Source organism: Bacteroidales bacterium (assembly GCA_014860575.1).
GTDB lineage: Bacteria > Bacteroidota > Bacteroidia > Bacteroidales > JAAYJT01 > JAAYJT01.
Map to the genome: position 1 here is coordinate 52,628 of JACZJK010000040.1, position 13,388 is coordinate 66,015.

General features: G+C 43.8%; 8 protein-coding genes. 5 read left to right on the forward strand and 3 right to left on the reverse strand.

The annotated features are described in order from the left end of the window. Positions 1-6 precede the first annotated feature (6 nt). From IH597_10920 to IH597_10930, 3 genes are all read left to right on the forward strand, one after another. Entirely contained in the window at positions 7-873 is an 867-nt protein-coding gene (locus IH597_10920; protein ID MBE0662964.1) for a zinc ABC transporter substrate-binding protein, read from the forward strand. Between the two features lie 170 nt (positions 874-1,043). Continuing rightward, entirely contained in the window at positions 1,044-1,799 is a 756-nt protein-coding gene (locus tag IH597_10925; protein MBE0662965.1) for an ABC transporter ATP-binding protein, read from the forward strand. A 16-nt stretch (positions 1,800-1,815) separates the two neighbouring features. Further along, a complete protein-coding gene (locus IH597_10930; GenBank protein MBE0662966.1) occupies positions 1,816-2,649 on the forward strand; it encodes a metal ABC transporter permease in 834 nt (277 codons plus the stop codon). 37 nt (positions 2,650-2,686) lie between these two features. Here IH597_10930 and IH597_10935 read toward each other — a convergent pair whose 3' ends face one another. Further along, positions 2,687-3,919, reverse strand: a complete 1,233-nt coding sequence (locus IH597_10935; protein ID MBE0662967.1) for a patatin-like phospholipase family protein — start codon at positions 3,917-3,919, stop codon at positions 2,687-2,689. A gap of 332 nt (positions 3,920-4,251) precedes the next feature. Between IH597_10935 and IH597_10940 the strand changes: the two genes are divergently transcribed. After that, entirely contained in the window at positions 4,252-6,603 is a 2,352-nt protein-coding gene (locus IH597_10940) for a TonB-dependent receptor (protein MBE0662968.1), read from the forward strand. Between the two features lie 11 nt (positions 6,604-6,614). After that, positions 6,615-7,496: a DUF4249 domain-containing protein gene (locus IH597_10945; GenBank protein ID MBE0662969.1), complete on the forward strand. Its 882-nt coding sequence runs from the start codon at positions 6,615-6,617 to the stop codon at positions 7,494-7,496. A gap of 178 nt (positions 7,497-7,674) precedes the next feature. Here IH597_10945 and gcvP read toward each other — a convergent pair whose 3' ends face one another. After that, the gene (gene gcvP, locus IH597_10950) at positions 7,675-10,557 is read right to left on the reverse strand and encodes an aminomethyl-transferring glycine dehydrogenase (protein ID MBE0662970.1); all 2,883 of its coding nucleotides are present in this window, start codon (positions 10,555-10,557) and stop codon (positions 7,675-7,677) included. A gap of 271 nt (positions 10,558-10,828) precedes the next feature. Further along, a complete protein-coding gene (locus tag IH597_10955; protein ID MBE0662971.1) occupies positions 10,829-13,129 on the reverse strand; it encodes a sodium-translocating pyrophosphatase in 2,301 nt (766 codons plus the stop codon). Positions 13,130-13,388: the final 259 nt, after the last annotated feature.

Here is a 13,388-nt window from a genome sequence, read left to right on the forward strand (position 1 = left end):
TGGCAAATGAAAAAACTATTTACACTCATCTTGATATCCCTTTTTGCATTGGGATGCCAGCAATCAAACAAAAGCGGGAAACCAGTTATTTCTGTGAGTATTTTACCTCAGAAATATTTTATCGAACGCATAGCCGGAGATCATTTTGAAATTCATGTGATCACACCACCCGGTTCAAGTCCTGAAACCTATGAACCTGTTCCACAGCAGATGAAAACCCTGTCTCAGTCGGTTTTGTATTTCGCGAATGGTTATCTGATGTTTGAAGATTACCTGGTTAAAAAATTGGGAGATGAACTCAGTGCAAAGATGGTTGATCTGAGCCAGGGAATTGATTTGATTGCCAGCGATATTGTTGAGCATGGCGATCATGTACACATCCACGGTGTTGATCCGCATTACTGGTTAGCAACCAACGAAGTTAGAATTCAGGCTGAAACAATCCTGAAAACACTTTCAGCTTATGATCCTGAAAATGCTGAAACCTATGAAGCGAACTTTTCGGAGTTTGTCAAAGACATTGATGCATTGGATACACATATAAGAGAATTGCTTGCCGGTAGCAAAACAAAAGTCTTTCTAATTTACCATCCGGCCTTTGGATATCTGGCTCGGGAATACGGGCTTGAACAGGTAGCGATAGAAATGGATGGTAAAGAACCAACTGCTTCGCACATCAAAAGTGTTGTTGATCTTGTAACTGCAGAAGGTATCAATATGGTGCTTATACAAAGCCAGTTTAATATGGCGGCTGCGGAGGTGGTTGCAAAAGAAATTGGTGGAACTGTTGAAATTCTCAATCCCTTGCCGGAAGATTGGCTGGAAAATATGTATGCCATTGCGCATTCTTTTCAGAAAGCGTTGAATCCTTAGTGTGTAAATCTCGTGCCTGCAATTTTCGTTTAGCCAACGGAAATAGAAAAATAACAAAATTCGGGCTTTAGCCACATTCAGATGAGTCTGATCTAAATTTTGGATCGGATCAATCATGAAAGCTGAATAAAATTAACTTTGCACTACAACCAATCCAGTTCAATCTGGTCATGCAAAAAATCATAGAGTTAATTGATGTTACTGCCGGATATGGCCAGGAGTTCGCATTAAAGGATGTGAACCTCGAGGTGTATGACAACGACTTTATTGGTGTTATTGGCCCCAACGGCGGCGGGAAAACCACCCTTGTCAAATTAATTGTAGGCTTGCTCAAACCAACAAAAGGAAGGATAGTCCTGAACCAACAGCGAACTGATGGGCTTCAGAATATTATTGGTTACCTTCCGCAGGTAAACAGGTTCGATACCCGTTTTCCGATTTCTGTGATTGATGTTGTGCTCTCAGGGCTCATTTCAGAAAAAAGTATTTTGTTCAGGTTCGGAAAAAAGGACAAGGAGAAAGCCCAGGCTTTGCTTGAACAGATGGGAGTAAGCCATTTAAGGAACAGACCTATTGGAGAACTATCAGGCGGGCAGATGCAGCGCGTTTTTTTGTGCCGCGCCATCATAACTTCGCCAAAACTGCTCATTCTTGATGAACCAAACACCTTCGTTGATAACCAGTTTGAGGCTGATCTTTATGAAACCCTGAAACAACTAAACACGCAAATGGCTATAATGATTGTGTCGCATGATGTTGGAACCATCAGTTATTACGTAAAAACCATTGCCTGTGTGAACCGCTTCCTGCATTATCATCCTTCAAATATTATTTCGGAGCAACAACTTGCTGCGTATGGTTGCCCTATCCAGATTATTACCCATGGCGATATTCCCCATACTGTATTGAAGAAACATAACCACTGATATGCTGGCTGAATTTATTGAACTGCTCTCTTACTCGTTTTTTTATAATGCATTGCTGGCGGCTTTGCTGGCAAGTATTTCATGTGGAATTGCCGGAACCTATATTGTTGCCAGGCGGAAGGTTTTTATTGCCGGGGGCATAACGCATGCTTCATTTGGTGGGATCGGAATGGGGTATTTTTTAGGGGTCAGTCCTGTGCTGGGAGGTTCAGTCTTTGGGTTGTTATCAGCCTTGGGTATAGAATTTATCGCAAAAAAAACTGAAATACGGGAAGATTCAGCCATTGGGATTATTTGGTCTTTGGGAATGGCGTTGGGTATAATTTTCATCTTTCTCACTCCAGGCTATGCACCCAACCTGATGACCTACCTTTTTGGTAATATTTTAACAGTAAGCAGCGCTGACATTCTATATATGGCCGTCCTTTGCCTATTGCTAATTTTATTTTTCCTGATTTTTTACCGCATCATCCTCTTTATTGCATTCGACGAAGAATATGCCCGCAGCCATAAACTACCCGTACAAACGTTTAATTATCTTTTGATTACCCTCGTAGCCTTAGTGATTGTTCTCAATATAAGGATCGTAGGAATAATCCTGGTTATCTCCTTCTTTACCATTCCTCAATCCACGGCAAATCTGTTCACCCGTAATTTTAAGTGGATTATTTTCTACTCAATAATATTTGGAATGTTGGGTTCCTTCCTGGGGTTATACATATCCTTCAAGGCAAACCTTCCTTCAGGCGCTACCATCATTTGTGTATTTGTGCTTATTTATACGGTGGCATGGATATATCGTACCATTCAAAAAAGAAGGCTAATACACCGGCAACTAAGGATATCCTGAGATCATACTACACTTCAGATGGATCTTGTCTGCTTTTCTATATACGGCTGAGTTTAGCCCTCACTTCTCTATATCCTTCCCAATCAAAACAATCCAAGAATTCGAGGCCTTCTTTGGCTCCATGCAGGAACATCCTGACTTGCTCTGACCTGCTGATTTCAAAATCCAGCCAATTGAATTCCTTATCAGCATCAATATGGCATATCAGTTTGTTATAGTCCGGGTTGCGTTTCAAAAAGTCATAGTCATGAATCTGGCGCATTGAACTTATCATTGACCCAAAGAAATTTGTCAAACTATTGAGTTTTGAATAGGATTCCCGGTAAGTACTGAGTTTTGCACCAAATGTAGGCCAGCGAGGTACCCCGCCATCACTGCGGTGAAACACGTTAATCGGGAAGTTTGAGAGCATACCGCCATCCACAAAAGTAACTTTTGATGGAACTTCACCTGCATACCTGCAATGCGTCATCCAGTTGGCATCATTTTTAGTCCCACTGTTTGGAATGGAATCAAAGGTTACCGGCTCAAAGAACAAGGGGATCGACATGGAAGTGCGAACCATTTTTGCCGGGCTTACCTTTTCGGGATCTTTAAAAAACAGTTCAGTCATCTCTGGGAATTCGATCTTGCTGTGTGTGGTAACGTCTGCTGCAATGATGGCGAGTTTTGGTACAAGCTTATCTATGTTACCATCACGCACATTTTTCATTTTAGCGGGCAGCTTGCCCATCAATTTCTTAATGTCGGCCATTGTTTTAACACCCGCTTTGGCCAACTCTTCTGTGATCCAGGTCTCAAAATTACTGCCGGGGTTCAAGCCGAATTTATCCATGATTGTTTTATACAATGTCCGGGCATTAAAGAGAACCCGCAGTCCGATTCCTTTTTCTCCCCTGACCGCTTTCTGGATGATGCTTCGTACAGCTTTATCTCCATCCACCAGGTCGAAGAGGCTTTTCCGGCTCAGGATGTCGAGGATTTTCTCCGACTTGGCTTCCTGCATAGGACCAAGACCGGCAATCATCATTGTGTTGATTGCTCCGGCAGAAGTTCCGGCAAGACTGAAAAACCGGATGCCGGCAGCTTCAAGCACATAGGTGTAGCCAACGAGGGCAATCCCGAGTACGCCGCCGCCTTCCTGCACTAAATCAACATATTGGTTTCCCTGCCCGTCTTCAATATCAGAAAATCTTTTTCCGCTTTTTTTTAAGGCTTCAGCCTGTGCAAGGATTTTAAGAAAATCCTGGTTTTCGATAAAATCTTTCATGGTTGTAAAGGTTTGGAAGTGATTGTTTAAACAAGCACAAAGTTAAGTGATCAAATCATGTTTTATGTGAATGAAATGTTAATTTAATGCCAGCCCCTTTTCATTATCATTTTTTTAATTCGGACAACGATTCAAGGCAATGAGAAATAGAAAATCAGCAGCTTATGAAGTTTTAGCCGGTTTGATATTATAATTCCTGTTTGATTTGTTTATTGATCTGAGCCTGATAGACTTTTTATGTGCAAACCCTGGAATATATTTTATCTCCTGACTACAATTGCAAAAATTAAATTATTGTAATAACGTTATCTCTCAGCACAAAATCCAACTTTATGCGATTTACAATACTCCTTGCAGTTTCATTGTTGTCTTTTTTAATTACCATCATCGGCAGTTCCCATGCACAAACCAACCGTTATAGCCTGAGTGGATTTGTTTATGAAGCAGGCAGTCGCGAATCCCTGCCGGGTGTTAATATTTACTTCCCGGAACAACGAACCGGTACAAGCAGCAACAATTATGGATTTTACTCCATTACACTTCCCGAAGGAAATTACCAGGTAGTTTATTCCTCGGTAGGGTATAATCCACAGGCTTTTGAAATTGAACTGAACAAACATATAACCTTTGATGCATTTCTCGATCCTTCCATCGAGCTTTCGGGTGTTGAAATTGTTGGCGAAAGGGTTCCTGCCATTACTGAAACCCCTATGATGAGCACAATAGATTTGCCGGTAAAACAAATTCAGCGCATCCCGGCATTGCTTGGCGAAAAGGATGTGCTAAAAATCATTCAGCTCATGCCCGGGGTCAAAAAAGGAACTGAAGGAAGCAGCGGTTTTTATGTGCGTGGGGGTGGCGCTGATCAAAATCTGATTATCCTCGACGATGCTACGGTTTACAATGCTTTTCACCTTTTTGGTTTCTTCTCACTGTTCAATGGCGATGCACTCAAAAGTGTTCAGTTGACTAAAGGTGGGTTTCCTGCCCGTTTTGGCGGACGTTTGTCATCGGTGCTGGAAATGACCATGAAGGATGGAAATCAGGAACGGATCAGCGGTGAAGCCGGGATTGGAATCATTTCCTCACGGCTACTTCTCGAAGGGCCGATTATCAAAAATAAGGCATCATTCATTGTTTCCGGTCGACGAACCTATCTCGACGTGCTTGCCCGGCCTTTTATGCCTAAAGATGAAAAATTTGGTTATTATTTTTATGATCTCAATGCCAAAGTAAACTATACCATAAATAATAAGAATCGACTGTATTTAAGCGCTTATGCCGGTAGGGACAAATTCTTTGCCAGGTTCAAAGACTTTTATTCTACCAACGATGCGGGCATGTATTGGGAAAATGCTACAGCCACCCTGCGTTGGAACAATCTGATCAACCACCGCTTGTTTGCAAATGCATCGCTGATATTTAGCCAGTACAGGTTGAATATTTACGTGAAAGAAAAATACGACAACAATTGGTTTGAACTTTCGTATGCATCAGGCATCCGCGATCTATCGCTGAAATACGACCTGCATTACTCACCACATCCTAATCATACCATTAAAGCTGGCCTGATTTCTACCTTTCATCACTTCACACCCAGCGCAGTAGTTTTAAGAGATGATTACCTGCTGGAGTATGAGGAAAACGTTAAGGCTATTGATGTACTTGAATCGGGGCTTTACATCGAGGATGAAATAAAACTGGGTTCGAAAATACGTGCCAATGCGGGCATGCGGCTTTCGCATTTTGTTGATAAGGATGCCAGTTATATCAATCCCGAACCCAGGGTAAGTTTGAGTTATCTTTTACCAAAGGAAATTGCCATCAAGGCTTCCTTTGCGACTATGAACCAGTATGTGCATGTGCTTAGCAATACCGGTATTGGCCTTCCCACAGATCTTTGGGTTCCAAGTACAAAGAATGTACCTCCGCAGAAAAGCCGGCAGGTGGCGCTTGGTTTCGCCAAAGACCTTAAGGATCAGAACCTGGAAGTATCCATTGAAGGCTATTACAAAAAATCAGACAACACACTGGGCTATCGCGAAGGTGCCAGTTTTCTTTTAATTGGCGACCCTACTGGCGCCGAAGAAGTAAACTGGGAAAACGAGGTTACATCAGGACAGGCCTGGGCTTATGGAGCAGAGCTTTTAATTCAGCGTAAAACCGGGAAATTGACTGGTTGGATAGGATACACTTTATCATGGGCTGAGCTTCAGTTTGATGAAGTGAATTTCGGCAAAAAGTATTTTGCTCGTTACGATCGCCGTCACGATATTTCTGTGGTAGCCGTTTATGAGATCAGCGAAAAACTCATATTTTCAGGAACCTGGGTTTATGGGACCGGCAATGCCATTACTTTACCAATTGGTGAGTATTGGTCATATCCTCACTCGATGGGCCAATACGATGGTTTCAACCCCGGTTTTTGGTGGGGCAATGTGAACGATTATGGCGGAATAAACAATTTTCGGATGGCGCCTTACCACCGTCTGGACCTTGGCATACAATTTATCCAACAGTATGAAAACTGGAGGGGAACCTGGGAACTCAGCGCATATAATGCTTATAACAGAAAAAATCCGTTTTTCTATTATATAGGCTATACCGGTGCTGACGAGCGCGCGCTCATGCAGGTATCTATCTTTCCTATTATTCCTTCTTTATCTTATTCAATCAAGTTTTAAACACCAGCATTATGAGAACCAAGAGTCTATTATATATTTTTGCCGTCGGCATCATTTTTTGGGTTTCCTGCGAGGAGATTGTAGATAATGTAGATCTGCCTGAAGCCAAACCAAAGTTGGTTGTGTATAGCTATATCCAACCAGGTACTGATACGATTACTGCCCAGGTTTCGCTATCAAGGCCAATTACCGAACCATGGAGTTATGAACAGCCTTTCCTTGACGATGCTGAAGTAAGTATTAAAGTGGATCAGGGGCAGGAAATTGCGTTGCAATTTGATCCAAACACAAACCACTATTTCTCAGCCGTTGGCGCTTCATTTATTGAAGTGGGAAAAAAGTATGAAATAAATGTAAAATCAAGAGATGGCAAAGAAGTAGCTGCAGATTGTGTGATCCCTGCACAAAATACCTCTCTGCGGATCGTAAAAATAGATTCTGTAGAAATTGAAAACAGAACACGTTACCGCTTCCGGTTCGAATTTGACGATCCAATCGGAGCACCCAATTATTACCGACTTATTCCTAAAGCCATCATGAAATCTGAATGGGAAGGCGTAGAGTATATTTATGAATATGACGCCAACTTCAGTTACGGTGAACAATACATTGCTGTGAAAGAGAGAGATGGCGAAACTTTTATTCTTGAATGCGACATTGAAGTGTGGACCGATCCAGGCTGGAGCGGCGGTGAAAGGCTGGCAGGAGTTAAAACTTACCTTCTTTCAACCGATGAGCATTATTATCACTATCATCACTCCCTCGAAAACTACGAACCTGATAATCCGTTTTCTGAACCTACAATCATTTATACAAATATGAACAACGGACTTGGTGTGTTTGCCGGGTACAATCCGTTTGTACTGGAGTATTGGATGGATGGGCCGAGATAGTTTCACCAAACTATAAAAACGAGGCTGCCTCGAAATTTCTGCGTTTGCTGGTTTTTGTCATCCTGAGTGTAACGAAGGATCTGGTTTTGAAGCTAAGAAGAGATCCTTCACTTCGTTCAGGATGACAAGATTCGACCTTTTGAGACAGCCTCGATTTTAGATGAAACTGTTTAAAAATCTATTTCAACATTTCCGTTGTTGGTTCAAAGGTGCACACCAGGTTGCGGTCGCCAAAGGCATCGTCAATACGTGTTACTGAGGGCCAGTACTTATCTTTTTTAAGGTAAGGCGTCGGAAATGCAGCTTTCTCCCTTGAGTAAGTATGGTTCCACTCAGTTGCAACAACCATTTCACAGGTGTGTGGGGCATTTTTAATCACGCTGTCCTGTAAGGCAACTTTTCCATCTTCCACTTCGCGCATTTCATCACGAATGGTCATCATGGCATCACAGAAGCGATCGAGTTCTGATAATGGTTCGCTCTCGGTAGGTTCAACCATAAGCGTTCCGATAACCGGAAATGCCACGGTGGGTGCATGAAAGCCAAAATCCATGAGCCGTTTGGCAATGTCAATTACATTCACCCCGCCTGAACGGCTAAAGCAATTACAGTCAATGATCATTTCATGCGCTACCCATCCGTTTTTGCCAACGTACAATATCTTATAATCACCTTCAAGCCTGGCTTTAAGGTAGTTTGCATTCAGCATGGCGTATTTCGTAGCTTCGGTCAAACCTTCGGCGCCCAACAGCTTGATATAGGCATATGAGATTGTAAGGATCATTGCACTTCCATAAGGTGCAGCAGCAACAACCATTTCGTTTTGCTTATTGCCCATATCCACTACCGGATGCGTTGGAAGGTAAGGAACCAGATGGCTCGCCACACCAATAGGGCCGGCTCCGGGGCCACCTCCACCATGTGGAATTGCGAAAGTCTTGTGCAGGTTCAGATGGCAAACATCTGCGCCGAGTATTCCGGGATTGGTGAGCCCAACCTGCGCATTCATATTGGCGCCATCCATGTAAACCTGGCCACCGTTTTCGTGAATAATGTTTATAGCATCCAGGATTCCTTCTTCATACACTCCATGGGTGGATGGATAGGTGATCATGGCAGCCGCAAGATTTTCACGATATTTTTCTGCCTTTTCTTTCAGATCTCCAAGGTCAATATTGCCCAAAGGGTCTGTTTTAACAACAACTACATCCATGCCTGCCATGGCGCAGCTGGCCGGATTTGTTCCATGTGCCGAAGCGGGGATCAGACAAATATTACGGTGGCTTTCACCCTTTGCTTTAAGGTATTCACGGATAACCAGCAAGCCTGTATACTCACCGGCAGCTCCTGAATTGGGTTGAAACGACATGCGGGCAAAACCGGTGATTTCGCAAAGATCTTTTTCAAGTTGTTCAATCAGCAGGTGGTATCCTTTGGCTTGTTCAGCAGGAACGAAGGGATGTATTGATCCAAATTCAGGCCAGCTCATCGCAAACATCTCTGAAGCTGCATTTAGTTTCATGGTGCATGAACCCAGGGGAATCATAGTGCGGTTAAGCGCCAGGTCCCTGTTTTCAAGCTTTTTCATGAAACGCATCATCTCTGTTTCATTATGAAAACTATTGAAGTTCTCATGGGTAAGATATTGACTCGTACGTTTGAATTCCGAACCAAATGTTTCAATCTTTCTGCATTCAACCGGATCGCACACAAATGTTGTGAAAGGCTTTGCTGCTGCATTGGCAAAGATTTCGAGAATCTTGTTGATGTCCTCCAGCGTAGTTACTTCATCAATGCTAATTACCAGCATTGTTTGGTATATGTAGCGGAAGTTCATCTTGTTTTCAAGTGCAACTTTTTTGATTGCTTCCATCGAAACACCGCCAGGCAATTCAAAACACAGCGTATCGAAGAAATTCTGGTTGAGTTGTTTGAACCCATACTGCTTTGCTTCATTGCCGAGCACCCCGGCTAAAATATTGATATGCCTTGCAATCTCCATAATGCCCTTAGGCCCATGATATGCAGCCCACATTCCCGACATGATAGCCAGCAGTGCCTGTGCAGTGCAGATATTGGATGTTGCGCGCTCGCGTTTAATATGTTGCTCTCGGGTTTGAAGGGCCATGCGCAAAGCCCGGTTTCCATTGGCATCAACAGAAACACCGATGATGCGTCCCGGAAGGTGACGTTTATGATCTTCTTTGGTAGCAAAATATCCTGCATGCGGGCCGCCAAATCCCATTGGAAGGCCAAAACGCTGGCTTGATCCCACTACAACGTCAGCGCCCCATTCTCCCGGAGGAGTGAGCAGCGCCAGACTCAGCAGGTCGGCGGCAACGGCAACGGCAATTCCTGTTGATGCTGCTTTTGCAGCCAGATCGCGGTAATCATAGATTGCACCTCGTTCGTCAGGGTATTGAACCATGAGGCCAAACACTTTTTCATTCAGGTCGAAGTTTTCATGGTTGCCAATCTGAACCATGATATCAAGGTGTTGAGCGCGGGTTTTCAGCACGGCAATTGTTTGTGGGAACATCCTTTCGGAAACCAGAAATACATTCGCATTGCTTTTGACTTTGTCGCGTGGGCGGGCATTGTACAGCATAATCATGGCTTCGGCAGCGGCAGTACCTTCATCCAGCAGCGAGGCATTGGCAAGTGGCATACCGGTGATATCGCTGATCATGGTTTGGTACATCAGCAATGCTTCAAGCCTACCCTGCGAAATTTCAGCCTGGTAAGGTGTGTATGAAGTGTACCAACCCGGATTTTCAAGTATGTTGCGTTGAATTACACCAGGCATAATGGAATTGTAGTACCCCATACCAATAAACGACTTGAAAATTTTGTTTCGTGCACCCAAATCCCGCAGATGGTTGATGAGTTCAAACTCGTTGAGACCTGCGGGCAGGTTCAATCCTTTTTTTAATCTGATAGCGGCTGGTACCGTCTGGTCAATGAGTTCGCCGAGAGAGTTAAGCCCCATGAATTTAAGCATCCTGGCTGCTTCATCCTTGCTGGGCCCATTGTGTCTTTTCAGGAAGTTGTCTGTGATCATTACTGTGTGTTGATGTTTAAGAGAGTTGATGTTTTGAGGCTGTCTCGAAAGGTTGAATCTTGTCATCCTGAACGAAGTGAAGGAACTCTACATATCTGTATATTGGATTCTTCGCTGCGCTCAGAATGACAAAAAACGATAAATATAGAACTTATGAGCCAACCTTATTGTTATGTTCAAGTTTATAATCTTCAATAAAAGTAGTTCACTGTTAATTGCTCACTGCCAACTTCATTCGGAATTCCGGGTTTTGCGTTCTCGATCCTTTTTTTTATCCGAAAATCCTCTGAATCAATTCAACAATAAGCCTGTTAAGACCTATGGTGGTTCCAACAAAAACAATACTTACCATGCTCATAAGCTTAATCAGAATGTTGATACTGGGACCGGAAGTGTCTTTGAATGGATCGCCAACGGTATCACCAACAACGGCTGCTTTGTGAGGATCGCTTCCTTTTCCGCCATAAGCTCCGCCTTCAATATATTTTTTGGCATTATCCCATGCACCTCCTGAATTTGCCATCATGATAGCAAGCACAAATCCGCTGGTTAGGGCTCCGGCCAGCAATGCAATTACAGAAGCGGGCCCGAATAATATTCCGACAACAATCGGTGTGATTACGGCCATCAGCGATGGTGTGATCATTTCGCGTTGTGCTCCCTTGGTACTGATAGCAACGCAACGGGCATAGTCAGGTTTTTCTGTGCCAAGCAGGATGCCGGGAAATTCCTTAAACTGCCTTCTTACTTCTTCAACCATGGCTTGTGCGGCGCGGCCCACTGCTCCCATTGACATAGATGAAAAAACAAACGGGAGTACAGCGCCTATGAACAGACCAATCAATACAAGTGGATCCATCAGGTTAACAGTAAGATGCCATAACCCATCAGAAAACTCCAGGAAGGAATCATATCCTGAATCTTCAGCGCTGGCAATTGCCGCATCCCAGTTATCAACATTAACAGTGTTCAGATGGAGTGCTTCCATAATTTTGTGGCCATACTCTGCGAGCAGTGCGAGTGCTGTGAGCGCTGCACTTCCGATGGCAAATCCTTTACCTGTGGCAGCCGTTGTATTTCCAAGCGCGTCAAGTGCGTCGGTACGCTTGCGAACCTTTGGATCCATATGTGCCATTTCGGCGATACCACCTGCATTATCAGCTACAGGGCCGTAAGCATCGGTAGCAAGTGTGATTCCCAGCGTGCTGAGCATACCCACAGCCGCCAGGCCAATGCCATACAATCCAAACATTCCGGCACCTGCGAAATAATAAGCACCTAGTGTTGCGATCACAATAGTAATTACTGGAATAGCGGTGGATTTCATGCCTAGGGCAATTCCACCAATAATAATGGTAGCCGGCCCGGTCAGAGCTGTGCCGGAAAGATTTTGCGTTGGCTTATAATTATCGGATGTATAATATTCTGTGAAGTAACCGATTACGTTACCGGCAATCAATCCAACCATCATTGAACCCCATAACCCTATATTGTCCATTCCCACTATCCACCATACAATGAAGAATGAGGCGACGGAGATTATGGCAGTTGAGCTATAAATACCGGTGCGTAAAGCCTTGAGCAATGTTTTTTGGGTAGCATTATCATCTGCTTTTACAAGAAAAGTTCCTATAATTGAAGCCAGGATTGCTACTACAGCTATCATTCCAGGCAATAATATGTACTGATAAACCAGGGCTTCCCTGAGTGATTCTTCCCAACCGGAAGTTACAGCCAGCGCTGCAACAGCGCCCAGGGCCATGGTAGCTACTATCGAGCCTACATAGCTCTCGTAAAGGTCGGCGCCCATACCTGCAACGTCTCCTACATTATCGCCAACATTATCGGCTATGGTTGCCGGGTTGCGGGGATCATCTTCCGGAATGCCGGCTTCAACTTTGCCTACGAGATCGGCGCCCACATCGGCAGCCTTTGTATAAATTCCCCCACCTAAACGGGCAAACAGCGCCATTGCTGAAGCTCCCATACCGAAGGTAATCATGATGGGAGGTATTTCACCGAGAGGAACCACAAAAACATAACGCAGTAGAATGTACCAGATGGCAAGGTCAAGCAGGCCAAGGCCAACAACGGTCATTCCCATTACGGTTCCCGAGTTAAATGCAACCCTAAGACCTGCGTTCAAACTTTCGCTTGCAGCCTGGGCTGTTCTTGCATTGGCTTTGGTAGCTACCCGCATACCTATATAACCGGCAAGACCCGAAAAGAAACCACCGGTAATGAAAGCTATAGGTACGAACTCAGAAAGCCATCTTTCGCCGGTGAGAGCTGGAAGTACCCACGATATGAATCCTAATAAAACAAAAAGTACAAAGAAAAAGATACCAACAACCTTGTATTGCTGGCGAAGGTAAGCCATTGCACCTTCCTGAATGTAATTTGAAATTTCCTGCATCCGTTCAGTGCCCGGGCTTTTTTTGTTAACAGATTTTGCCAGAAACCAGGCAAATACCAGTGCAACAATCGAACCTATTGCGATCAAATACATCAGATCAAATCCTCCAATAGTTTCAGATGCTTGTGCGGAAGCAGCAAACGGCAGAATTGCCATTGCCATCAGTAAGAAGAGCTGCTTTTTACTCATAAGGTTTGGTTTAAATTGGTTAAAGGTTTACTTTGAATAATTTCGGTTTGGTTGTAAGTGTTTCATAAATATTGATGAATGCCGCTTTATATAGCCTGGCCATGAAACGCGGGCAAAAATAGCAAAGTATTTTATAAATTGTGCCTGGAACCCAACGCAAGTTTTTAAAAGATATTCAAACAGCCGGATGCCTTATGCACTATTCTAATTTATAAACAGCGAAGTC

Coding starts and splice junctions, on each gene's coding strand:
- IH597_10920 (MBE0662964.1), top strand. CDS start 7: ATGAAAAAACTATTTACACTCATCTTGATATCCCTTTTTGCATTGGGA.
- IH597_10925 (MBE0662965.1), top strand. CDS start 1,044: ATGCAAAAAATCATAGAGTTAATTGATGTTACTGCCGGATATGGCCAG.
- IH597_10935 (MBE0662967.1), bottom strand. CDS start 3,919: ATGAAAGATTTTATCGAAAACCAGGATTTTCTTAAAATCCTTGCACAG.
- IH597_10940 (MBE0662968.1), top strand. CDS start 4,252: ATGCGATTTACAATACTCCTTGCAGTTTCATTGTTGTCTTTTTTAATT.
- IH597_10945 (MBE0662969.1), top strand. CDS start 6,615: ATGAGAACCAAGAGTCTATTATATATTTTTGCCGTCGGCATCATTTTT.
- gcvP (MBE0662970.1), bottom strand. CDS start 10,557: ATGATCACAGACAACTTCCTGAAAAGACACAATGGGCCCAGCAAGGAT.
- IH597_10955 (MBE0662971.1), bottom strand. CDS start 13,129: ATGGCAATTCTGCCGTTTGCTGCTTCCGCACAAGCATCTGAAACTATT.